Annotated in this window: 15 protein-coding genes; 10 read left to right on the top strand and 5 right to left on the bottom strand. The window is 68.2% G+C overall.

The window, feature by feature from the left end:
* The first annotated feature begins 157 nt into the window (after positions 1 to 157).
* The 4 genes from AC1DFR_RS09870 to secA all read left to right on the top strand — a co-directional run bounded on the left by AC1DFR_RS09870 (position 158) and on the right by secA (position 6,098).
* Entirely contained in the window at positions 158 to 1,108 is a 951-nt protein-coding gene (locus tag AC1DFR_RS09870; RefSeq protein ID WP_476873211.1) for a ComF family protein, read from the top strand.
* A 171-nt stretch (positions 1,109 to 1,279) separates the two neighbouring features.
* The gene (hpf, locus tag AC1DFR_RS09865) at positions 1,280 to 2,005 is read left to right on the top strand and encodes a ribosome hibernation-promoting factor, HPF/YfiA family (protein ID WP_028276003.1); all 726 of its coding nucleotides are present in this window, start codon (positions 1,280 to 1,282) and stop codon (positions 2,003 to 2,005) included.
* Positions 2,006 to 2,038: 33 nt separating this feature from the next.
* Positions 2,039 to 3,256 (top strand): winged helix-turn-helix domain-containing protein, encoded by a 1,218-nt coding sequence (locus tag AC1DFR_RS09860; protein WP_476856685.1) that lies wholly within the window; start codon positions 2,039 to 2,041, stop codon positions 3,254 to 3,256.
* A gap of 103 nt (positions 3,257 to 3,359) precedes the next feature.
* On the top strand, positions 3,360 to 6,098 hold the full coding sequence (secA, locus tag AC1DFR_RS09855; RefSeq protein WP_028276005.1) for a preprotein translocase subunit SecA: 2,739 nt from the start codon (positions 3,360 to 3,362) through the stop codon (positions 6,096 to 6,098).
* A gap of 233 nt (positions 6,099 to 6,331) precedes the next feature.
* Here the strand turns inward: secA and AC1DFR_RS09850 are convergent, their stop codons facing one another.
* Together AC1DFR_RS09850 and AC1DFR_RS09845 are read right to left on the bottom strand one after the other, a co-directional pair.
* Positions 6,332 to 6,817, bottom strand: coding sequence for an Rv3235 family protein (locus AC1DFR_RS09850; protein WP_476856687.1), 486 nt, complete (start codon positions 6,815 to 6,817; stop codon positions 6,332 to 6,334).
* 145 nt (positions 6,818 to 6,962) lie between these two features.
* Positions 6,963 to 7,772, bottom strand: a complete 810-nt coding sequence (locus tag AC1DFR_RS09845) for a LysM peptidoglycan-binding domain-containing protein (protein WP_476873210.1) — start codon at positions 7,770 to 7,772, stop codon at positions 6,963 to 6,965.
* Positions 7,773 to 7,952: 180 nt separating this feature from the next.
* Between AC1DFR_RS09845 and AC1DFR_RS09840 the strand changes: the two genes are divergently transcribed.
* Positions 7,953 to 8,522, top strand: coding sequence for a hypothetical protein (locus AC1DFR_RS09840; protein WP_476873209.1), 570 nt, complete (start codon positions 7,953 to 7,955; stop codon positions 8,520 to 8,522).
* Between the two features lie 14 nt (positions 8,523 to 8,536).
* Here the strand turns inward: AC1DFR_RS09840 and AC1DFR_RS09835 are convergent, their stop codons facing one another.
* Positions 8,537 to 8,758, bottom strand: coding sequence for a helix-turn-helix domain-containing protein (locus AC1DFR_RS09835; RefSeq protein ID WP_018775212.1), 222 nt, complete (start codon positions 8,756 to 8,758; stop codon positions 8,537 to 8,539).
* 152 nt (positions 8,759 to 8,910) lie between these two features.
* On the opposite strand from AC1DFR_RS09835, the gene AC1DFR_RS09830 reads away from it, so the two are divergent.
* From AC1DFR_RS09830 to AC1DFR_RS09815, 4 genes are read left to right on the top strand one after another with little or no spacing between them, the layout of a single operon-like run.
* On the top strand, positions 8,911 to 9,555 hold the full coding sequence (locus AC1DFR_RS09830; protein ID WP_476856690.1) for a CpaB family protein: 645 nt from the start codon (positions 8,911 to 8,913) through the stop codon (positions 9,553 to 9,555).
* Positions 9,552 to 10,871, top strand: a complete 1,320-nt coding sequence (locus AC1DFR_RS09825) for a CpaE/TadZ family protein (RefSeq protein WP_476873247.1) — start codon at positions 9,552 to 9,554, stop codon at positions 10,869 to 10,871. The genes AC1DFR_RS09830 and AC1DFR_RS09825 overlap by 4 nt, the downstream gene beginning before the upstream one ends.
* 57 nt (positions 10,872 to 10,928) lie before the next feature.
* Positions 10,929 to 15,794 (top strand): NAD-glutamate dehydrogenase, encoded by a 4,866-nt coding sequence (locus tag AC1DFR_RS09820; RefSeq protein WP_476856691.1) that lies wholly within the window; start codon positions 10,929 to 10,931, stop codon positions 15,792 to 15,794.
* A gap of 36 nt (positions 15,795 to 15,830) precedes the next feature.
* Positions 15,831 to 17,300, top strand: coding sequence for a sensor histidine kinase (locus tag AC1DFR_RS09815; protein WP_223916150.1), 1,470 nt, complete (start codon positions 15,831 to 15,833; stop codon positions 17,298 to 17,300).
* Positions 17,301 to 17,453: 153 nt separating this feature from the next.
* On the opposite strand, the gene AC1DFR_RS09810 is transcribed toward AC1DFR_RS09815, so the two are convergent.
* Positions 17,454 to 17,702, bottom strand: coding sequence for a WhiB family transcriptional regulator (locus tag AC1DFR_RS09810; RefSeq protein ID WP_003804966.1), 249 nt, complete (start codon positions 17,700 to 17,702; stop codon positions 17,454 to 17,456).
* Between the two features lie 440 nt (positions 17,703 to 18,142).
* On the opposite strand from AC1DFR_RS09810, the gene AC1DFR_RS09805 reads away from it, so the two are divergent.
* Positions 18,143 to 18,502, top strand: a complete 360-nt coding sequence (locus AC1DFR_RS09805) for a hypothetical protein (protein WP_476856692.1) — start codon at positions 18,143 to 18,145, stop codon at positions 18,500 to 18,502.
* On the opposite strand, the gene AC1DFR_RS09800 is transcribed toward AC1DFR_RS09805, so the two are convergent.
* Positions 18,470 to 22,873, bottom strand: a complete 4,404-nt coding sequence (locus tag AC1DFR_RS09800) for an FtsK/SpoIIIE domain-containing protein (protein ID WP_476873208.1) — start codon at positions 22,871 to 22,873, stop codon at positions 18,470 to 18,472. The two genes, AC1DFR_RS09805 and AC1DFR_RS09800, sit on opposite strands and share 33 nt — an antisense overlap.
* Between the last annotated feature and the right edge of the window lie 279 nt (positions 22,874 to 23,152).

Here is a 23,152-nt window from a genome sequence, read left to right as displayed (position 1 = left end):
CCCGGCTGACCGGCGCCCTCGGACGACGGCGACGACGACGGCGGTGCGGCCGTCACCCGGATCCGGTGAAGGTTCCGCGAAGGTTCCGGCCGGGGTGTTGTCCACATAGCGGCCCGCCGGGCTACTACGGGGGGCGCACCCGGTCCAGGATCGGAGGATGGGCAGCCACACCACCCGGGTCCCGGCAGCGGACCCTGACCTTGCCCCGGCCGCGGCCAGGGCGGCGCGACACCGCGGGAGCTACGCGTGGCCGCTGGCGAGGCTGGGCGACCGGACAGCCGAAGCGGCGGCTGAGGTGCTCGCCCTGGCCATTCCAGTGGACTGCGTCTGCTGCGGGGCGGAGGACTCGGCACTCTGCGGCGCGTGCTCCCGTAAGCTGCGCCTGCTGACGCTCCGGCCGTTCCGGGCAGAGGCCCAGGCTCCGGCCGTGATGGACATGGACGGCTCCGTGCTGCTGCCCGTGGTGGCGGCCGGGCCATACCGGGCCGAGCTGGCGCAGTGCCTGCTGTCCTTCAAAAGCCACGGGCAGGCCCGGCTGGGCGCCGAGCTGGCCCGGGGACTGGCGCGCGCCCTCCACGCCGCGTCCGGGCCCGGGCAGGGACTCGTCCTCGTCCCCGTGCCCACGAGCGCCGCCGCTTACCGCAGGCGGGGCTTCAGCCCCGTCCATATCCTGCTCCGCCGGCTCGTCCGCGGGGACGAAATCCCAGGGTTCACCGTCGCGGACGCGCTGCGGAAATCCGTGCCGCCCGCGCGGAACACGAAACCGCCGGCTTTGCCCCTGTGGGGCCGGTTGCGGGACGGCCCCACAGGGGCCGGCTCCCTGTCCGGCGGACAGAAGGGATTGGGCCGGGGTGAGCGCGCCCGGCGCGTGCGCGGATCCATGCGGGCCAGGTCCGGTCCGTGGCCTGCGCGAGTCGAAGGACGTGTCTGCATCATCGTCGATGACGTGCTGACCACCGGCGCCACCCTGGCGGAGGCGGCGCGTGCGCTCCGGGCCGCGGGGGCAATTGTCAGCGGCGCCGTCGTGCTGGCCGCGACACGCCCGCCGGCCGCCGCCGATGTCGGCGCCGCCATCCCCGCGGCGGCGCGGATGATCGGTGGGAGCTAAAAAAATAAACCGTAAAAGGATGAATAACAGGTGTCTATGAACTAACGTCGAAGATGGGTACCAAGAACAGATGTACCTGTCGATAGCGGCTCGGAAAGGGGCTCGACTGTCAGTCAGATCGGCCCCCGGGAAGTACCGCCGTCGTGTCACCGAAGTCATTTGGAGGGCACCATGGAGTTCATGATCAGCGGACGCAACTTGACGGTCTCAGACCGGTTCCGCGAATATGCCGACGACAAGATCTCAAAGATCGCGTCGTTGGGAGACAAGGTCCAGAGGGTAGACGCGAAGGTCACCAAAGAGACCAAAGCCCGCCAGACCGCCGAATCGCTCACGGTTGAGCTGACAGTCCTGGGACGCGGCCCAGTAATCCGCGCAGAAGCGAGTGCCGCCGACAAGTTCGCTGCGTTCGATCTCGCTTACAACAAGCTTCTTGAACGCCTCCGCAGGGCCAGGGACCGCAGAAAGGTCCACCACGGCCGGCATACCCCGAAGTCCGTCACCGAGGCGACGGCAGCCCTGGAGCCGGCCAGCCCCAGCGAACCCCTCTATGTGGAGGCGGCGCAGCAGCAGGAGACCCAGGCGACGGCGGCAGAGAAGTCGCCGTATGAGGTCGAGAACGATATTCCGGCCGGCGACTCGCCTGTACTGATCCGCCGGAAGGTGTTCGCCGCGTCCCAGCTCACCCTCGATGACGCCGTCGACAACATGGAACTTGTGGGTCACGACTTCTATCTTTTCGTGGACAAGGAGACCAAGGCGCCGTCGGTCGTCTACCGCCGTGACGGCTGGACCTACGGGGTCATCTCCCTGGACCAGACGTGCGAGCCCGGACATTCGAGTCTGGAAGACAAAATCCTGGCCTACCGTTCAGAGGATGAGCCCGCCAGCGCATAAGCTGGTGCAGACTTTTCCGACGAAGGGACTAACGTGCAAGCATCGCTGAGCCTGGCACAGGCACGGCGGATCGCGTTGGCAGCCCAGGGACTGGAGAAGGAACGGCCCACCGGACCCGTGAGTGCACGGGCGGTGGGCCGTACCTTTGCCCGGCTGCACCTGGTTCAGATCGACTCCGTCAATGTGGTGTCCCGCAGCCACTTCCTGCCCTTCTTCTCGCGGCTCGGCAACTACGACCGCACCATCCTGGCGCGCATGGCGGGGACCCACCCGCGCCGGATGATGGAGTACTGGGCCCACGAAGCCTGCTTCATCCGCCCGGACCATTTCCACGATCTCGTGCAGTGGCAGAGCCGCAAATGGGTGGGCGCGCACGCGATGGACCCCGAACTGCGCAACGGGGTGGCGGCCAAGGTCCTGGAAACCCTGGCCGTCGGGAAGCCGCTGACCGCCGCCGAACTGACAGCCCGGCTCGGCCACGTGGAAGACCAGCAGCGGGACAACTGGGGCTGGAACTGGAACGCCGTTAAAAGGGTGCTGGAACATCTCTTCGAAGAGGGCCTGGTCTCCGCATCCTCGCGGACCGACTCCTTCGAACGGCGCTACACCCTCACCGCCCGGGTGCTCCCCGGACCGGGCAAGGAAGCGGTGGCACCCGAACCGGATGCGGCCGCGGCCATGGACCGGCTGATCGACGCCGCGGCCCAGGCCCACGGTATCGGGACTGTGCGATGCTTCGCCGACTACTTCCGGACACCGCAGAAGGACGCCGCCGTCGCCGTCCGGAACCTCGTGGACAGCGGCCGGCTGCAGCCGGTCACGGTATCCGGCTGGGACCGGCCCCTGTACCGCCACGTGGAGGCGAAACTGCCGCGCTCGGCCACGGGCCGGGCGCTCCTGAGCCCCTTCGACTCCCTCGTGTTCGAACGCCGGCGGCTCGAGGAGCTCTTCGGATTCCACTACCGGATCGAGATCTACACGCCCGAGCCGAAGCGGAAGTACGGCTACTACGTCCTGCCGTTCCTGCTCCGCGACGCGATCGTCGCACGGGTCGACCTCAAAGCGGACCGGGCCGGCGGGCGGCTCCTGGCCAGGGCCGCCCACGCCGAACCCGGCGCGCCGGAGGACACCGCCGTCGAACTCGCCGCGGAACTGCAGCTCATGGCAGAGTGGCTGGGAATGGACGACGTAGTTGTCTCGCCAATGGGGAACCTTGCGCCGGCGCTCGCCGAAGCCGTGGCTGCCCGGTAAACCGCACTATCCGCTGTGAGGGAACAGGCGCCACCGGCCTTGCGTCTCTCCCGTAGACTAAACACGCCAGAATTCGGCAGCTTGAGACTGGGAGCAACTTCACGTGGCATCACTTATCGAAAAACTTCTCCGCACGGGTGACAAAAAAACCCTGCGGCAACTGCGGAACTATGCCGATTCCATCAATGCCCTGGAGAGCTCCTTCCAGACCTTCACGGACGCCGAGCTCCGTGAAGAAACTGACCGGCTGCGCGAACGCCACCAGGCCGGCGAGAAGCTCGACGATCTGCTGCCCGAAGCGTTCGCGGCCGTACGCGAGGCCTCGTCCCGTACCCTCGGCATGCGCCACTTCGATGTCCAGCTCATGGGCGGCGCCGCCCTGCACCTGGGCAACATCGCGGAAATGAAGACCGGTGAAGGCAAGACCCTGGTGGCCACCGCTCCGGCCTACCTCAACGCCCTCACCGGCAAGGGCGTCCACGTCGTCACCGTGAACGACTACCTCGCCGAATACCAGTCAGACCTCATGGGCCGCGTCTACCGCTTCCTCGGCCTCACCAGCGGCTGCATCCTCTCCAACCAGGACCCTGCGCTGCGCCGCGAACAGTACGCCGCGGACATCACGTACGGAACGAACAACGAATTCGGCTTCGACTACCTGCGCGACAACATGGCGTGGGACAGCTCGGAACTCGTCCAGCGCGGCCACCATTTCGCCATCGTCGACGAAGTGGACTCGATCCTCATCGACGAGGCCCGCACCCCGCTCATCATCTCCGGTCCGGCCCAGGGGGACACCAACCGCTGGTACAGCGAATTCGCCAAGGTGGTCACACGCCTGCAGGCCGAGACCGACTACGAGGTCGATGAGAAGAAGCGCACCGTCGGTGTCCTCGAGGCCGGCATTGAAAAGGTCGAGGACTACCTCGGCATCCACAACCTCTACGAGTCCGCCAACACGCCCCTGATCGGCTTCCTGAACAACGCCATCAAGGCCAAGGAGCTGTTCAAGCGCGACAAGGACTACGTCATCCTCGACGGCGAGGTGCTGATCGTCGATGAGCACACCGGCCGCATTCTCGCCGGCCGCCGCTACAACGAAGGCATGCACCAGGCCATCGAAGCCAAGGAAGGCGTCGAGATCAAGGCCGAGAACCAGACGCTCGCCACCGTGACGCTGCAGAACTACTTCCGCATGTACGACAAGCTCGCGGGCATGACCGGCACGGCCGAGACCGAGGCCGCCGAGTTCATGAGCACCTACAAGCTCGGCGTCGTTGCCATCCCGACAAACCGCGACATGACGCGGATCGATCAGGCCGACCTTGTCTACAAGAACGAGACCGTCAAATTCGACGCAGTCGTCAAGGACATCGCCGAACGCCACGAAAACGGCCAGCCTGTCCTCGTCGGCACCACCAGCGTCGAGAAGAGCGAATACCTCTCCCGGCTGCTGGCCAAGGAAGGCGTCCGGCACGAGGTCCTGAACGCCAAGAACCATGCCCGTGAAGCGTCCATCGTGGCCCAGGCCGGCCGCAAGGCCGCCGTCACAGTCGCGACCAACATGGCCGGCCGCGGTACCGACATCATGCTCGGCGGCAACGCGGAATTCACCGCCGTCGCCGAAATGGCCAAGCGCGGCCTGGACCCGGAGGAGAACTCCGAGGAATACGAGGCCGCGTGGCCCGAGGTGTTCGAATCCGCCAAGCAGTCCGTCAAGGACGAACACGAGGAAGTCCTGAACCTGGGCGGACTCTACGTGCTCGGCACCGAAAGGCACGAGTCCCGCCGCATCGACAACCAGCTCCGCGGCCGTTCCGGACGCCAGGGCGACCCCGGCGAGTCCCGGTTCTACCTCTCGCTGACCGATGATCTGATGCGCCTGTTCAACTCCGGCGCAGCCGAACGGCTCATGAACAGCTCGGTGCCCGACGACGTCGCACTCGAATCCAAGCTCGTCTCGCGCGCCATCGCCTCGGCCCAGGGCCAGGTGGAAGGCCGCAACGCCGAACAGCGTAAGAACGTGCTGAAGTACGACGACGTCCTGAACCGCCAGCGCGAGGCAATCTACGGCGACCGGCGCCGCATCCTCGAAGGCGATGACCTCCACGAGAAGGTCCAGTACTTCCTGGAAGACACCATCAACGCCTTCATCGACGAAGCCACAGCCGAGGGCACCGGCGACGACTGGGACTTCAACCTCCTGTGGTCCAACCTCAAGACCCTGTACCCCGTGAGCTTCACCCCTCGCGACGTCATTGACGAGGCCGGCGGCAAGTCCCGGATCACGACCGAGTTCCTCCGGGAAGAGATCCTTTCCGATGCCCGTCTGGTCTACCAGGCCAGGGAGCAGGCGATTGGCTCCGAGAGCATGCGCGAACTGGAGCGCCGGGTGGTCCTGTCCGTCATCGGGCGCAAGTGGCAGGAACACCTCTACGAGATGGACTATCTCAAGGAGGGCATCGGGCTGCGCGCCATGGCCCAGCGTGACCCCCTGGTGGAGTACCAGCGCGAGGGCTTCATCATGTTCCAGGCCATGATGGAGGCCATCCGCGAAGAGAGCGTCGGCTTCCTGTTCAACCTTGACGTCGAAGTGACGCCGGCCGAAGACGTTGTGGTGGCGGACGCCGAGGGCCAGCACACCGAACACCACGAGCCGCAGATCCATGCCGCCGGGCTCGAAGCCCCGGAGAAACCCGCGCAGCTGCAGTACACCGCCCCTGGCGAGGACGGTGCCGCCCAGACCCGGATCGAGGCGAAGGTCTCCGGACGTTCGGGAAACCCGGCCAAGGCCGCGGCGCAGGACATCGGCCGCCGCGCTGCGAAGAAGAAGCGGCGCTAGGCACGACGCAAACACGGGAGGACCGGAGCATTTGCTCCGGTCCTTCCGTGTTTGCGCCTCCTTTCCCTCACATGCCGGGCATTCCCTTGCAGACCGGGCCCGGTTCCGCAGGTTCGTGCCCGTCGCTGCCCTCGGCGGCGACTGGCTTCTGCCGGTTCTCTGCCTGTCTGTTGCCGGCTTTCTGCCTGTTTTCTGCGGACTCTCTGCCTGTTTTGTGCCTCCGGCCCTGCCGTTCAGCCGATCTCCAGCACTGTGACGCGCCAGGCCGCCGTGCCGCGCTCCAGCCGCAGCGCGACCGCGCGAACCCGTGATTCCTCGACCACCACGGCGCTGGCCTCGTAGACGTCTTCCGACACGCGGCAGGCCCGGACGGACCTGACAGACGGGTTGCGGTGCAGCCTGCCCGCCGTCGGCGAGCTGCCGGAGGCAACCCGGCGGGTCAATGCGGCTCGGTGCTGCAGGGCCGCCAGACAGCGCGGGTCCAGGCGCCGGGAGAGCTGCTGTGCGGGCCTCGTCCCGGCCAGCACCTCGATCGCCGCCTGCACGGTGCTCCGGGAAATCGCACAAATCTCGCGGGCCTCGTCAACAACGCGCAGCGGCGGCGGGGCCGCAGTGGCGTGGTTGGCCGGTGGTGTAGCGGTGCCGGACACAACCCGGAGGGCGGGGGCATGCGGGACGGGGGTCGCCGCGGCTGAGCGGATCCCGGTGACTGCGTTCATGACGGTTCCTTTGCTGATGGCTGGTGCGGGTGGCTTGCGGCTGGTGCGGGTGGCTGGAACCGGGCGAATCTTCCGACCGGCTTGTCCTGTGGTCTTCAGGGGGGCCGGGGCCGGCGTTGCGGCCCGGCCTGTGGTGCGGCGGCCCCTAGCGCGGCGGCGGGAGGACCAGGACCTGTCCGGGCCGCAGGAAGTGCGGGTCGGCTCCGATAGCGTCGCGGTTGCCCGCATAGAGCCGGGGCCACTCTCTGGCGATGTCGGCGTCGGAAGCCAACGGCCCCAGAGCGGCCGCGGTGATGCTCCACAGCGAATCGCCGGACCGGACCGTGACCTCCCTGCGGGCGCCGGGGAAGTCCTGTGTGCGCACATGGCGTGCAGCCAGCGGTCCGGCATCCACGATCGGGCTCAGCGGCTTCCACCGCGGATCCAGCGCGGAACCGGCTCCCGGCCCTTGTGGCTCCGGTGCCAAGGCCTCCCCGGGTGACGGAGTCCAGGATGCTGATACCGCTGCCGGACCGGGTCTTTCCGGTCCGGGCCCGCCAGGGGCAGTGGCCGCGCTGGCCAGCGGCGCCGTCAGCAGCTGCAGTCCGACCGCGGCGAGCACCAGGCGCCGCATGAACGCCGGGCTGAACCGGCCCGTGGCGGCCGCCGCGCGGGTCCGGCCGAGGCGGTCCAGCAGTGCCGCTGCGACGGCGAAAGCGAGCGACATCACCCACCAGGTGATGACAATCAGCCCAGCCGTATTTGCCACGATCCCGAGCTGGTCCTCGAAGGACAGCGACTGCCGGCGTGCCGAGCCGGACTGCCAGCGCTGAATCAGGAAACTTCCCGTAGCTGCGAGGAAGATCCCGAGCAACAGGATGGCGGCGGCCATGGCGGCGTCGGCCCGGACTGTTTGTCTGGGCGGGGGGACGGGCAGGGGCCGGTCCCCGGGTTGCGGCGTCGCTGTCCGGTCCATGGGCTGTTCCTCCAGTCAAAATGTGTACCGTTTGATAGTGTTTAAAGCCATTTGATAACTTTTAAGCCTGTTTAATGGAGTCTGATCCAGTTGTGCCCCGTTTGTCTAGACGTAGTCCGAGCCTGTGGATAGGGGAGGCCTCGGATTGACCAGTGCGGGAGGGCCGCCTACGCTGGCGCCATGCGGTGGGACGCCTTGTTTGAGGACATGGAGGCACAGCTGGCCGCGCGCAAGCGGCTGGAATTAGAGGCTGAAATAGCCGAGCGTGCACTCGTGGACTCTGCGGGAGTGCAGCTCGCGGACCGGCTCCGCGGGTCCCTCGGGCTCAGTATCCGCGTGCATTTGTCCTTAGGGCCGGTGTTCGAGGGAGTGCTGAGCCACGCGGGCAGCGAGGCCCTGGTCCTTGATGAGCCCCAACACCAAGTGCTCATTCCCTACGCCGCGGCCGCGCACTATGGGGGTCTTTCGCGTGTGGCGGTCTCCGAACCGTCAATCGTCCGCCGGCGGCTCGGTTTGGGCAGCGCCCTCCGGGGACTCGCCAGGAACCGTGCACGTGTGACGATCTTTGCCGGTCACGGGAGGACAGATGCGGGGCTCCACGGCATCATCGACACGGTCGGCAGGGACTTCCTGGACCTGGCCGTGACACGGGACGGCGGGGAACGGCCTCCGTCGAACGCCCGGCAGGTGATTGCCATCCCCTTCGGCGCCCTCGCGGGCATCAGGTCCGTAGGTACCGCGGGCGGCTAGTCAGCCCGCCAGGTTCAGCTTCCGGCGGACTTCGCCTTGGCCTCTTCGATCATGCGGCTGGCCTCGGCATAGCGCTCCTGGATGTACTGCTCGAGCATCTTCTCCTCGACGCGCCACTGGCCGCGTCCGCCCACCTGGATTGCCTTCAGCTCGCCGCTGCGAACGAGCGCGTAGGCGGCCGGAGAGTTGATCTGGAGCTGCTCGGCAACGTCAGCGAGAGTCAGGAATCGGGGCATGAATCCATTTTGCCACCGTTGAGGCCTACTGGTGCCGTTATCCACAGTTTGCGCCTGTTTGGCCCCGGATCTTCCACCCGGGCGGCCCGGGCGCAACAATAGGGGTGCCCGGCATCCGGGAATGGACGGCGACGACAGGGGGGAGCGGACGCATGAGTGGAAGCGCGGCAGCCGAAGGGGCCCGTTTGAAAAGGCCGTCCTGGAAAGACCCCCGGCTCCTCGTCGGAATCCTGCTGGTCCTGGCATCCGTCGTTGGCGTGGTCTCGCTGGTCGGCGCCGCGGACCAGACCACGGAAGCGTACGCGGCGCGGGAGCCGATCGCCGTCGGCGAGACGCTGACAACCGACAAGCTGCACCGGGTCAAGGTGCGGCTCGGCGAAGTGGAACAGCACTACCTGACCCCGGAGGCCGGCCTGGATGCCGGACTTGTGGCCGTGCAGCGGATCGGCAAGGACCAACTGCTGCCGCGTGAGAGTGTCGGGCAGCTCGACGGGCTGGACCGCAAGCCCGTGGCCGTCACCGTCGAGGAGGCCCTTCCCGCCCAAGCCGTGGCGGGCTCGCGCGTGGATGTCTGGGTGGCGTTGCCGGATACCCGCAACGGCTTCAGCGAGCCCTCCCTGCTCCTCTCCGGCGCCGAAATTGCCCAGATCACCCCGGGCAGCACGGCCCTGGGCTCCTCACGTTCCACGGTGGTCATGGTGCTCGTTCCCGACGCCCAGATGCCCAAGTTGCTGGGGGCCCAGGCCAACAAAGCAAAGATCGCGGTCGTGTGGAACCCGGGCGGTACCTCGCGATGAGCATTCCCGTGGTGACTGTGGGGGACTCCCGCGATGACCTGGTCGGCGGACTGGAGCGGCTGCACGGGCCCGTGTCCGTTGTCCGGCGGTGCAGCGAGCTGGCGGAACTGCTGGCCGCCTGCCAGAGCGGGTTGGCCCGCGCCGCCGTCGTAGCGGCCGGCAGCGAAGAGCTGACGGCCTCGCTGGTGGACCGGCTGTCCGCCGTCGGCGTCGTCGTCATCGCCTTGACCGACAATCCGGAGGAAACTGTCCGCCTGCGGACCATTGGCGTGGCAGCGGAAGCCCGGGCCGTTGACGCCGCGGCCCTGGCGGCCCGGATTTCCGCAGCGGTGGCGCAGCTCAGTGGCACCGGAGAGGGCCCGGGACCGGCCGCGGGGGACGGCGCCGCGCCCGTCGCCGCCGCAGGGCAGGTGCCGCGGTCTTCCGGGGCGCACACCGTCACCGCAAGCCCAGGCGCGAAGGGCCGGATCATTGCGGTCTGGGGTCCGGCCGGCGCGCCGGGCCGGACCCTGGTGGCCGCCAACATCGCGGGGGAGCTGGCCGCGGAAGGCCATTCCGTGCTGCTGGTCGACGCCGACAGCTACGGTGCCAGCGTGGCCGCCCTCCTGGGTCTGCTTGACGAGGCCGCCGGGCTGGCTCAGGCCTGCCGGCTGGCAGACCAGGGCCTGCTTGACGCCGATGCCCTGCTCAGGATCGCCACGACCGTGCCGACCAAGGCCGGCGCGCTGCGGGTGCTCACCGGGATTACGCGGGCGGACCGCTGGACGGAACTGCGCGCCGCGGCCCTCACACTGGTGCTGGAGCGGGCCCGGGAGATTGCGGATGTCACTGTGGTGGACACCGGCTTCTGCCTCGAAGCCGATGACGAGCTTGGCTTTGACAGTGGCGCGCCGCGCCGCAACGCCGCGACCCTGCGAAGCCTGGAGCTGGCCGACACGGTCTTTGCCGTCGGGGCGGCGGACTCCATCGGGGTGCCGAGGCTCGTCCGCGGCCTCGCCGAGCTTCGGGCGGCCGTCCCGCAGGCGGCGCCGCAAGTGGTCCTGAACAAAGTCAGGACCTCCGCCGTTGGGCGCTCGCCCGAACGCCAGCTGCGGGCCGCCTGGGAGCGGTATGGCCCCTCGGCGCCGTTGTCGGCGTTCCTGCCGTCCGACCCCGCGGCGAGCGACGCCGCCCTCCTGTCCGGGGCACTTTTGCTCGAATCCGCCCCTGAATCCGAGTTGAGGCACGCGATCGCCATTTTGGTTTGTGCACCTGCCCAGCGAAATAAGAAATCCTTTGTCTTTTCTTCCACAGCACGACGCCGGGCAAAGGGTTAGGGTCAACGTAAGGGCCGCAAAGAGGCGGCTGTGAACTTCTTTTATGGAGGCGTTTCGATGTCGTCTGGGTCCAGCGTGGAGGATCAGCCCGTTTCGATCGGTAGCAGCGAAAGCTACCTCGGGGATTACTACGAGCACCTCGCGGAGGAGGATTTCCGGGCCTATCCCCAGGAAGTCCTGACGGCAAGGACCGAAACCCACCGCCAGATCGCGGCGACGCGGAAGCCGGGCATCGCGAACATCGACCTTCGTGACGAGGCAGACTGCAGCGTCCTGTACATCGTCACCGACGATATGCCCTTCCTCGTGGACTCCGTCAACGCCGAGCTGGTCCGCCAGAACGCGCCCATCCACCTCGTGCTGCACCCGCTTTTCGTGGTGACCCGCAACCGGGAGACGGGCAACCTCGTCAAGGTGGCCCGCGTCCCCTCCCACTTGGGCATCTCCAGCGGTGACACGGCGGCCATGCCGAACCTCTCCCACCTGATCGCCGAGGGCGACAACGCCTCGCACATGGAATCCTGGATCGCCGTCGAGATCGACCTCGTCGGCGAGGAGAAGCGCGCGGAGCTGGTCAAGGGAATCTCCCGCGTGCTTGGCGACGTCCGCGCCGCAGTCGAAGACTGGCCGAAGATGCGCACGAAAGCCCTTGAAATTTCCGCGGATCTGGACAGGGTAGCCAACCGGGCGCAGATTGCCGAGCTGCGCCAGGCCCAGGACCTGCTCCGCTGGCTCGATGACGGGAACTTCACCTTCCTCGGCTACCGCGAATACGACCTCGTGAACGAATCCGGCGAGGATGTCCTTGAACTTCGCGAGGAAAGCGGCCTCGGCCTGCTCCGCGCCGGTGCGGACACCCGCCAGGTCCAGCACCTCACCGAGGCCGGCCGGAAGAAGGCCCGCGAGAAGCGCGCACTCGTGATCACGAAGGCGAACTCCCGCTCCACCGTGCACCGCCCGGCGTACCTGGACTACATCGGCGTTAAAAGCTTCGACGCGGCCGGCAACGTCAACGGCGAACGCCGCTTCATCGGCCTGTTCGCCACAACCGCCTACGCCGGTTCCGTCCGCGATATCCCCGTAGTCCGGGAGAAAGTCGCCGCTGTTCTCAGCGACGCCGGCTTCCCGCCGGACTCGCACTCGGGCAAGGACCTCCTCGGCATCCTTGAAACCTATCCGCGCGATGAGCTCTTCCAGATCGAAATCCCGGACCTCGCCGCCATCGCCACCGGCATCCAGCGGCTGCAGGAACGCCGCCGGACGCGGCTCTTCCTCCGCCCCGACATCTACGGCCGCTTCATGTCCGCCGTCGTCTACCTGCCCCGCGACCGCTACACCACCAACGTCCGCCTGCGCATTGAGCAGGAACTGCGGGAGACCTTCAACGCCGTCTCCATCGACTATGAGGCGCGCATGACAGAGTCCGCTCTGGCCCGCCTCTTCTTCCGGATCCGGCTGCCCAAGGACGCCGACGTCAGCAACGTCAACAGCGACGAACTGGAGAAGCGACTGGTCCGGGCCGCCCGTTCCTGGGGCGAAGGCATTTCCGAAGTTCTGCGCGCCCGCGGCGACGGCGGCACCAAGGAGGACGGCACCAAGGAACTGGCAGCGGTCTGGGCCGAGGCGTTCCCGGCCGGATACCGGGTGGACTACGAGATCGAAGACGCGCTGCAAGACATCGACCGCTTCGAAAAGTACGGTGCCGCGGCCGAACGGGCCGGCGAAGCCGTCAAGGAGCACCCGGGCGTCCACGTGTACCTCCCCGACGGCGCCGGAGCCACACTGGAAGAGGACGCCCGGGTCAAGCTGTACATGCTGGAGCCGAAGAGCCTGAGCCAGATCCTGCCGTACTTCCACAACCTCGGCCTCGAGGTCCTGGACGAACGCCCGTTCGAGATCGAGACCGCGGATCACCGGGACTTCTTCCTCTACGACCTCGGCCTCAAGTACCCCGCCGGCGTGGATCCCCAGGCCACCGGCCAGCTGCTGGGCGAGTTCTTCGGCGCCGCCGTGACCGGCGCCGTGGAATCCGACAGCTTCGACCGGCTGGTACTGCGGGAGGGCATGCACTGGCGCCAGGTTGTCGTACTGCGCGCTTACGCCAAGTACATGCGGCAAATGGGCAACACCAACTCGTTCGGATTCCTGGCTGACACCCTGCTGGCGAACCCGGACGTCACCCGGGGACTCAGCGCCCTGTTCACAGCGCGGTTCGACCCGGCGCTCAGCGACTCCGACCGCGTGCTCAGGGAGGTAGAGGTCCTCGCCGGACTGGATGCAGCGATCGAGCAGGTCGCGACCCTCGATGCCGACCGCCTGCTGCGCACGTTCAAGAACCTGATCCAGGCCACGCTCCGCACGAACTACTTCCAGAACAAGCCCCACCTGAGCTTCAAACTGGATCCGTCCCTGATCGAGGGCCTGCCCTTCCCGCGGCCGATGTTCGAGATCTGGGTCTACTCGCCCCGGGTCGAGGGCGTGCACCTGCGCTTCGGCAAGGTGGCCCGCGGCGGCCTGCGCTGGTCGGACCGGCGCGAGGACTTCCGCACTGAAATCCTGGGCCTGGTGAAGGCGCAGACCGTCAAGAACGCCGTCATTGTTCCGACGGGCGCCAAGGGCGGCTTCTACGCCAAGCAGCTCCCGGACCCCGCCGCAGACCGCAGCGCCTGGATGGCCGAAGGTGTTGAGAGCTACAAAACGTTCATCCGCGGACTCCTGGACATCACGGACAACCTGATCGTGACGCCCGAGGGCGAAACCGTCCGGCCCCCGGCCGACGTCGTGCGCCATGACGACGACGATTCCTACCTTGTGGTCGCGGCCGACAAGGGTACGGCGTCATTCTCCGACATCGCCAACGGACTGGCCGGCGAATACGGCTTCTGGCTCGGCGACGCCTTCGCCTCCGGCGGCTCCGTCGGCTACGACCACAAGGCCATGGGCATCACCGCCCGCGGCGCGTGGGAGTCGGTCAAGCGCCACTTCAGCGAACTGGACCTCGACACCCAGGCCGAGCCCTTCACCGTGGTGGGCGTCGGCGACATGTCCGGCGACGTGTTCGGCAACGGCATGCTGCTCTCCAAGCACATCCGCCTGCTGGCTGCCTTCGACCACCGGCACATTTTCCTCGACCCCACCCCTAACGAGGCAACGTCCTACGCGGAACGCCAGCGGCTCTTCGAACTGCCCCGGTCCTCCTGGGATGACTACGACAAATCGCTCATCAGCGAAGGCGGCGGCGTCTTTGCCCGGCAGGCCAAGTCGATCCCCGTGTCCGCGCAGATCCGGACCGCCCTCGGCCTCCCGGAGGGCACCACGGAACTCAGCCCGCCGGAGCTCCTGCGCGCCATCCTCCTCGCCCCGGCCGACCTGCTCTACAACGGCGGCATCGGCACTTACGTCAAGGCCAGCACCGAAACGAATGCCGAGGTCGGCGACAAGGCCAATGACGCCATCCGCGTTGACGGCCGCGAACTGCGGGTCAAGGTGGTTGGGGAAGGCGGAAACCTGGGGATGACCCAGCGCGGACGCATCGAGGCCGCGCTGCAGGGCGTCATCCTCAACACGGACGCGATCGACAACTCGGCCGGCGTCGACTGCTCGGACCACGAGGTCAACATCAAGATCTTCGTGGACCGGATGGTGGCGGCAGGCAAGCTTGAGCCCGCCGAGCGTGCGGACTTCCTGGCCTCCATGACCGACGAGGTCGGCCGGCTGGTGCTCGAGGACAACATCGACCAGAATATCCTGCTCCTCAACGACCGGATGCGGGTCTCCGAATGGAGCCCGAGCTACGAACGGCTGATGGACTGGCTGGAAAAGTCGGCGGACCTCAAGCGGGACCTCGAGGCCCTGCCCACCACTGACACGCTGCGCGAGCGCCTGGAACAGGGCCAGGGGCTGACCTCCCCGGAGCTGTCGGTCCTGGCCGCCTACGCCAAGATCGAACTTGCCACCGCTTTGCGCGACAGCGACCTCGCCGATGACCCGTGGTTCCGCATGACGCTGCGGGCCTACTTCCCGGAGCAGCTGCGGGAGAGGTTCGACGCCGAACTGGACACCCACCCGCTGCGCCGGGAGATCATCGCGACCGTGGTTGCCAACGACATGATCAACCTCGGCGGCATCACCTTCGCGTTCCGTGCCATCGAGGAAACCTCGGCCACGGAGGCCGCCGTCGCCAAGGCGTTCGTGGCCCTCCGCGAGGTCTACGAGCTCGACATCATGGTCAAGGAACTCAACGAACTGCCCGCGTCGTTCCCGACCGAACACTGGAGCACCGTCCACCTGGACATCCGGCGGCTGCTGGACCGCGCCGTCCGGTGGCTCCTCGGCCAAGGCTCGGCGTCCCGTCCGATCGCCGAGATCGTGGCCGAATTCAAGCCGCTGATGGATCCCATGCGGGCCCGGCTGCTCGACTACCTCCGGGGTGACGACCGCGCCCGCGTGGCCGAATGGCTGGAGAAGGCGCGCAGCTGGGACCTTCCGGAAGACCTGGCACACCGCTGGGCGGAACTGTTCGAGAGCTTCGTGCTCCTGGACATCGCCAAGATCGTCCACGGCAGCAAGGAATCCGTGGCCGATATTGCCCACGTGTACTACACGGTCTTCAACCGCTTCCATGCAGATTCCCTGCTCGAACGCATCACCAAGCTGCCGAGGGAGGACCGCTGGCAGGCCCTGGCCCGCGCAGCCCTGCGCGATGACCTCTACTCCACCGTCTCGGACATGACGACGGCGGTGCTCGAGTGCACGCCGGCCGGGACTCCCGCCGAGGAGCGTCTTGCGGTCTGGGAGGGCCAGAACGCGGAGCAGCTGGGCCGGGCGAAGTCAATGTTTGATGAGGTCAATGCGCTCGAGGCCGATGACATGGCCTCACTGTCGGTAGCATTGAGGCTCTTGAGGTCAATCGTCCGACGCTAAGGGGCTGCCGTCCCTGGCGTCGCAAATGGAGGTGCTGTGGCAATCTTTACGGACCCAATCAGGGAACATGCTGATTTTGGCCCGGGGGATGCCGAATGGCTGCATCTCCTGGTCGGCGACTGGCAGATGGTCGCCGACCTCGCGTTCGCCGACCTGGCCCTGTGGTTTCCGCACCCGGAGTTCGGTTATGTGGCACTGGCCCACGTCCGCCCCTCCACCACGCACACGGTGTTCCACGCCGACTTCGTGGGGGAGGGGATCCGGTCGGACCTGCAGCCGCTGGTCGACAAGGCGTGGGAAAGCCGCGCGATCGAACGCTCCAACGAGACCAACTGGAGCAGCGACATGGCCCTGCGGGTCGAGGCGGTTCCGATGGTCCGCAACGGCCGCACCCTGGCGATCGTGACCTCCCATATGGACCTGTCGAGTTCGCGGATGCCCTCGCGGCTCGAGCTCACCTACCGGCAATGCGCCTACGATTTGCTGCGCATGGGAACCCTGGGCCTGTGGCCGGACTTCGCGTCGCCCACAGGCTCGCGCCGCGGCGCGCCGCGTGTGGGGGACGGTCTGATCAGGCTCGACGCCGAGGGGATCGTGCAGTATGCCAGCCCCAACGGGGTCTCCGCGTTCCGCCGCCTCGGCGACGGCGAGTCCCTCGAGGGCCGGTCCCTCGCCGAGGTCACTGCCGGGCTTCTGCGGGACCGGCGCATGGTCGATGAAACCCTGCCGCTCGTCGTCACGGGCCGGATGCCGTGGCGCAGCGAAATCGAGTCACGCGGCGTGAGTCTTTCGCTGCGCGCGATCCCGCTGCGCGACGAGCAGCAGCGGTTCGGCGCCCTGGTCCTGTGCCGGGACGTCTCGGAGCTGCGCCGCCGGGAGATGGAGCTGGTCACCAAGGACGCCACGATCCGCGAGATCCACCACCGGGTGAAAAACAACCTGCAGACTGTCGCCGCCCTCTTGCGGATGCAGTCGCGGCGCATGGTCAGTGACGAGGCCAAACAGGGGCTCGAGCAGGCCATGCGGCGGGTGGCGACGATTGCCCTCGTGCATGAGACGCTCTCGCAGGGCCTGACCCAGAGCGTTGATTTTGACGAGCTCATCGGCCGCCAGTTCCGGCTCTCTGCCGAGGTCGCCTCGCCTTCGCAGCAGGTCAAGACACAGCGTTCCGGCCTCTTTGGCGACCTGCCGAGCGACTTCGCCACCCCGTTGGCCCTGGTCATCAACGAGCTGGTCACGAACGCGGTCGAGCACGGGCTGGAGGGGCGCACCGGTACTGTCTGGCTTATCGCCGACCGGTCAGAGAGCGAGGACGGGGATGAACTTCTCACCGTGACGGTGGAGGACGACGGCGTCGGACTGCCGGACACGCCGTACGTCGAGGGCTTGGGCCTGCAGATTGTCCGCACGCTGGTCATGAGTGAACTCGGTGGCACTATCCACTGGCAGGGAAGGGACGGCGGGGGAACCGCAGTCCAGATTGTCCTGAGCCTGACGCCGCGCTGACATCCTGACGCCGCGCTGATGCCGGGCGCACCGCAGGCTCCGGGTGCACCGGCTTAAACGGACAATGGCCGCGGACCTGTGGGTCCGCGGCCATTGCTGCAGGGTCGTGCGATCGTTGCCGGCACCGTAGCTATCGGTGCTTGGGCAGCAGAATTAGGAGGCGCGCCGTGCCCGTGCTGCGCGGCGCTTGAGGGCGCGGCGCTCGTCCTCGCTCATCCCGCCCCACACTCCGGCATCCTGGCCGGACTCCAATGCCCACTGCAGGCAGGTGTCCACGACCGGGCAGCGCCGGCAAACACTTTTCGCTTCCTCGATCTGCAGGAGGGCAGGGCCGGTGTTTCCTACGGGGAAGAACAGCTCCGGGTCCTTGTCAAGGCAGGCTGCGCGGTTACGCCAATCCATGCTGATCAGTCACTCCATTCCTGGGAACTCGTTAAATGCCTTTGTGAAATTATTCACTAGAGGCTTCATAAGAAAAGGGCCCATTGGGGCCCCCTCGGTCATCTGGATTAAGCGTGTCATGTTAACGCTGTGTAAACAAGGGGTAATAGAGGCCAAGATGCCTCGAGACCGTGAGCGATGCATCACATTCAGTGGCGGCGTCCTCACATCTAGACGACTATGTCCGGTAGTGTGCCAGTGTGTCAAGGCCCCCTGTGAACCCTGAAGATCCCCGTGAAAATGCCGGCGAAAACCCCGGTGAGAATCCCCGCGAAAACCCCGGTGAGAGTCTCCCTGAAAATGCCGGCGGGCCTCCCGAAGCAAATTCGCTGCCGAATCCGGGCGAAGCCCCTGGCAGTGGCCTTGTGCGGCCTCGGGGAATTGTTGTCATCGCTGTGGTCGTGGCACTGGAAGCCACGGCGCTGCTCGTGGCTGCCGTCTGGTACGGGACCCAGCTTCTGACCGGGGCGCCGGTACTCTCTTTTTGGGGTGCCGTCTTTACGCTCTGCCTGCTGCTGGCCTTCTCCGTGTGGCTCTTTGCCGTCGCACGCTTCCTGCTGCGGGGGTTCCGCTGGCCGCGGGCCGGTGCCCTGGTGGCCCAAATCTTTGTGCTGACCATTGGCTTCCCCACCCTGACCGGCGGCTATCCGTTGGCCGGACTGGCCATGCTGATCCCCGCTGTGACGGCGATCGTGCTTCTGTTCGACAAGCGGGTCATAGCGTTCGCCTCACGGGCTGCCGGAGCCCCTCCCGCCCTGTAGAGGTCCGTCCCGTGCGGCGTGCCGCCCGGGGGAGATGTGGTCCGGGCCGCCGGCGGCGCGGAGGAGTGCCGCCCGGCCGGCCGGGCGGAGCGCAGCCAGCTGGACGGGCGTCGCGCGGCCGTCGGAAATGACGACGGCGCGTCCCGGCGGAGGACTGTGCTCCGGTTCGAACCGGACCCCGAACGGCTCACTGTCCATGAGCCCGCGCGGACGTATCAGGACCGCCCGCCCCTGGCCGCGCGCGATGGCAGCGAGATCCACCCGTTGCCCAAAGCCCGGGCCAAATCCCGCGGTGAGGATCACCCTCCAGCCCAGGCTGTTCAGGGACGCCAAGGCCCTGTTGGCCTCGGGTGAGAGCAGATCGGCGTCATCTGCGAGCGCAATCGCTGTCCGGTCCAAGGTGCCCGCGAGCGCGCTGGCGTGGAGCCCGGACCAGTACTGGCCGGAAGCGGTTCCCGGCCGCGGCGCGAGCCAGGCGCAAGCAGGGTTCATCCCCGGCAGCGCAGCCAGCAGCGTGCTTTTGCCCGAGCCGGGGCCGCCGAGGACCGCGAGAACGCCGCCGGAGGGCAACTGGATCCCCTGCGGGCGCAGTTCGTCGCCGCCGACCCCGAGGACCAAAGCAACCGCCGGGACCGGGACATCAGCCGGGCCGGGCATGGCGCCGGGCGCGGCAGCAGGCGCCGGAATCCTCTGCCCTGGACCGGAGCCGCACCGGGCCAGCACCTCGTCCACGGTCACCGACCCGGGCAGCGCGTCCACCCGGAAGGGCCTCGTCGAGACGGCCCCACTCGTGGGACGCAGCCCGTCCGCGGCCGCTGGTTCGAACAGCTGGGCCGCATGCCCGGTCGCCACAGGCGCGGGAACAAAAGCGCCGAACACGGCCACGCGGCCGGGGAGAGGCTCCAGCGCGGGAAGCCGCGGCCATGCAAGGCGGCCTTCGTCGGTAGAGCCTAAAGGGAAGAAAATCCGGTTGGGCAGGCCAGCGAAGAACCTCGCGGTCACGAGCTCAAGCCCGCCGGAGACGAGGACAGTGATCCCTGCCCGGGAACCGTCCCGCACGATGTCATGAACGAGGTCTTCTGCCCAGGCCAGCGGCCCGGACCGGAATGCCGAAACCCAGGCGCCCCAGCCGCTGACCACCAGGACCAGCCCGGGCCGCGGCCGGCCGGCAGGCGCACCGAGCCGTGACGTGGCTTCTTCGGCAATCCGCCGCAGCACCCTGGCAGCCCGGCGCACTTCGTGCAGGCCGGCTACGGCGCCGACCCGGGATTCCGCTGCGGCGCCGCTGAAAGCGCCGGCGGCGTCAAGTATGTACAGGTGCGACTCCACCCTGCCGGCCAGAAGCTGATCAACCGCGAGGGCCAATACTCGGTCCCCGGCACCTGCTTCAGCGCCGACAAGGCCCAGATGCCCATGCCCGGCGGGACTCCAGCCCAGCTCCGTGACGCGTTGGAGCTCCGGCAGGTCCACCCGCCCCAGCCGGACCATGTCCCGCCCGGCGTGCCCGGAACCTGGGTGCGGCAGCAGGGCCGGCAGCGGATCTGCCACCGGCCGGCGGGGCCTTCGTGTGCCGAGACCCTGCCACACGGCCGCAGCGGCGTCGATCAACGCCGCCGCCCCCTGCGCCGGAGTCAAGGCCGGAGCCAGCGCCGGAGCCGGAACCGGTGCCAGGGCCGCGCCGTCGTCTGCTTCGCGTCCGGCGGAGCCGTCGGCCCGGAAACCGGCGGCTGCCGGTGGCCGGGTCAGCTCGTCCGTGGCCGTGCGAACCGCGACCGTCCCGTCTGACCGCGGGTCGGCCCGGGGCGTCAGGGTGGCTGTCTGGAATTTCTCCGGAGCTTGTGCACCGCGGACCAGGAACGCCCGCCCGGGGCGTGCGATGGGAATCGCGGCCGCGAGCCCGGAGCCCATAACGTCGAAGGATTCGGGGCCGGACTGGACCCGGAGCGCGATGCAGGTGGTGACATTGGCCCTGATGTCGGCGTTCAGGGCTCCCTGCGGGCGCTGGGTGGCCATGATGAGGTGGATCCCCAGTGACCGGCCGATGGCGGCAATCCTCATAAGTTCGGTGAGGGCGCCGGGCGCTTCGTCCACCAGGATCCTGAACTCGTCAACGATGATGACCAGAGAGGGGACGGGCGGTCCGGCGGCCGGTGACGCCTCGTAGGCCGCGAGATCCGGGGCATTGGCCCGGGCGAGCAGTTCCTCCCTCCGGCGGACCTCGGCCCGCAGGGAAACCAATGTGCGCTCCACCTGCGCAGCGCTCAGATCGGTCAGCATGCCGACGCAGTGTGGGAGGCCGGTGAGCGGACCCAAGCCGGAGCCGCCCTTGAAATCTATGAAGAGCAAGTTGACCCGGTCCGGCGGATGGCTGGCCGCGAGGCCGGCAGCAAGAGTCCGCAAAAACTCCGACTTTCCGGAACCCGTGGTCCCCGCGACCAGGAAGTGCGGACCGTCAGCCTTCAGGTCGATCCGCACGGCACCCCGGGCCGCCACGCCGACGGGCGTACCCAGCCCGGCCTCCGCGCCGCTCCGGGACCAGCGCCGGGAGATGTCCTCTGCCGCGAGGGGAAGGACGTCGGCCAGGCTGCAATGCCGGGGGATAGCCGGCGGGGGAGCCGGCGGCGTACGCCGTGCGGCGCTGAACCCACGGCAAAAGCGGTCAAAGACCTCGGCCGGGACCAGATCCGGCACGAAGTCCACGGGCGGGGACCCAACCCTGATCAGGGCGCCGCGCCGGCCGAGGACAATGCCGGGGTGTACGCCGGGACCGGGCTCCGGCGAGCACTCGATCACCCTCCACCCATGCGCCGCCGCCATTGCCCTGAATGCCGGGCCGACGCCAGCAGCGCCTGGACCGGGCGCGGCGCCTGACTGCGCCGGAGTGTCCCAAAGAATGAGGACGCCGCGGTCAAATCCCCCGCCATGACCCGGAGGACCGCCGGGACCGCCTGGACCGCCGGGGCCGCCGGGGCGGCCGGGACCGCCTGGACCGCCTGGACCGCCTGGACCGTCGGGAGCGCCTGGACCGTCGGGAGCGGCGGAACCGGCGGCCAGCACGGCCGCAGTGGTGGCGTCATTCGCGGACAGTGTGACGCCGGGCAGGAAGCGCGCCGGCAACGGCACCGTGTCCGCAGGGCCATGCAGCAGCAGTCGGGTGCTGTCCGCCAGGGGATAGGCGGCCAATTGCAGGATGAACGAGCGCATCAGTCCGGCCGTCGCGGGCGCGGGGCCGTGGACGGTCACCACCGCCGGGACCGGGTCCAAGGTCAGGGGCACCTGGCCGAGCGACGGTGGCCGAAAGCCGGCGTCGGGTGGTTCGGGCCGGATATTCGCGCTCTGTTCCGCCAGCCCGAGCCGCAGGCAGATGTCCGGCGGCTCCCCGCCAGGCGCACGGGCTGCCGGGGGCACCGCAGCCGCGCAACCAATGGTCAGGTCAGCCGCGGAAGGTGCGGCGTGCCGGCGTCGTTCCCTGTCCTGCAGGGCGGCCTCCGCCACAGCGGCCTGGAACTCGCGGCGCTGGCGGCGGCCCGAGAGGAACGGGACCAGGACGGACACGCCAGAGACTGCGGTGAAGGCCAGGAACATCCACATGCCGGTGAGAAATGCCATGCCGACGCCGACCAGGAGCGGCAGCACCGCGGCCAGCGCCATGGCGGCCCGGTGGCCTTGGGCGGCGGTGCCGCGGACAACCAGCGGCGCGGCAACGCTGGAGCCTGCCAGCACCGTCACGGCGTCCGGGGCAGCACGGGGCACGCCCGATGGCCCGAGCCGGAGCGAGATAGTGGAATCGCCGCAGCGGATCGAGGACGCCGTGGTCACCGGGGCCGTTCGCACGCTCCGGCCATCGACGCTGGTGCCGTTCGCACTGCCGAGGTCCATGATCGTGACGTCCGAGTCCCCGACGTCCAGGCGCGCGTGCTCCCGGGAGAGCGCGGCATCAGGTATCACGACCTCGGTGCCCCCGCGTCCGATCCGGAAGCTTCCCCGCCGCAGGGCGACCAGCGTGCCCGCGCCGGGACCGCTGTCCACGGCGAGCAGCAACGTGGCAGTGTGCCGTCGGCCCGGCCCGGAGCTGAATCCCGCCCCCGATCCCGGCACGAGCCCAGCACCCTCAACCGGCACAGCACCCTCAACCAGCACAGCACCCTGGACCAGGGGAGGCATGCCAACGGTCATGGCGGCGACCGGCGCTCCGCGGACCGACAGCTCACCGGTCCCGTAGCACCGGGCGACGGCAGCCTCCAGGTCCGCGCCCGGGCACGGGTCGGGGACCTCGACGGACAGCTCAATGAGCTGCCCGTCCGGCGTCGTACCTGCTGCGGGGGCGCTCTGCATCAGGCTGCTGGGCGCGAGAGTGCAGTGGTAAATCATCCGCGGCATCCTTTCCGAGCGGCCGTCCTGTTCCACGGGTCCTGTTCCCCGGGTCCGGTTCCAGAGTAGGGAGGCTCCGGCCCGGCAGCGCCGGGGAAAATGATCCATGTGGAAAACGCTTCGCAGCGGCGCCGCTGCCCCCGCCATGCGGGGCTCCCGGACCCGTGACGGGGGTGCCATCTGATCGCGGGGGCAGCCGCGATTCGCCGGTACCCACAGGGTCTCAGGTAGGCTAGACCAGCAGACAATGCACAACATTGCGCTGCCCGCATTCGAACC

It is taken from the genome of Arthrobacter sp. 05T410, from assembly GCF_056396505.1.
Note: the sequence above shows the minus strand (reverse complement) of the source record. Positions and strands in the feature narration are given on the sequence as shown.

Excerpts from the sequence above, each read along its gene's own strand:
- AC1DFR_RS09870 (WP_476873211.1), top strand. The coding sequence starts at position 158 with ATGGGCAGCCACACCACCCGGGTCCCGGCAGCGGACCCTGACCTTGCC.
- AC1DFR_RS09845 (WP_476873210.1), bottom strand. The coding sequence starts at position 7,772 with ATGGACCGGACAGCGACGCCGCAACCCGGGGACCGGCCCCTGCCCGTC.
- AC1DFR_RS09850 (WP_476856687.1), bottom strand. The coding sequence starts at position 6,817 with ATGAACGCAGTCACCGGGATCCGCTCAGCCGCGGCGACCCCCGTCCCG.
- AC1DFR_RS09825 (WP_476873247.1), top strand. The coding sequence starts at position 9,552 with ATGAGCATTCCCGTGGTGACTGTGGGGGACTCCCGCGATGACCTGGTC.
- AC1DFR_RS09835 (WP_018775212.1), bottom strand. The coding sequence starts at position 8,758 with ATGCCCCGATTCCTGACTCTCGCTGACGTTGCCGAGCAGCTCCAGATC.
- AC1DFR_RS09800 (WP_476873208.1), bottom strand. The coding sequence starts at position 22,873 with ATGATTTACCACTGCACTCTCGCGCCCAGCAGCCTGATGCAGAGCGCC.
- AC1DFR_RS09810 (WP_003804966.1), bottom strand. The coding sequence starts at position 17,702 with ATGGATTGGCGTAACCGCGCAGCCTGCCTTGACAAGGACCCGGAGCTG.
- AC1DFR_RS09840 (WP_476873209.1), top strand. The coding sequence starts at position 7,953 with ATGCGGTGGGACGCCTTGTTTGAGGACATGGAGGCACAGCTGGCCGCG.
- AC1DFR_RS09820 (WP_476856691.1), top strand. The coding sequence starts at position 10,929 with ATGTCGTCTGGGTCCAGCGTGGAGGATCAGCCCGTTTCGATCGGTAGC.
- hpf (WP_028276003.1), top strand. The coding sequence starts at position 1,280 with ATGGAGTTCATGATCAGCGGACGCAACTTGACGGTCTCAGACCGGTTC.
- AC1DFR_RS09830 (WP_476856690.1), top strand. The coding sequence starts at position 8,911 with ATGAGTGGAAGCGCGGCAGCCGAAGGGGCCCGTTTGAAAAGGCCGTCC.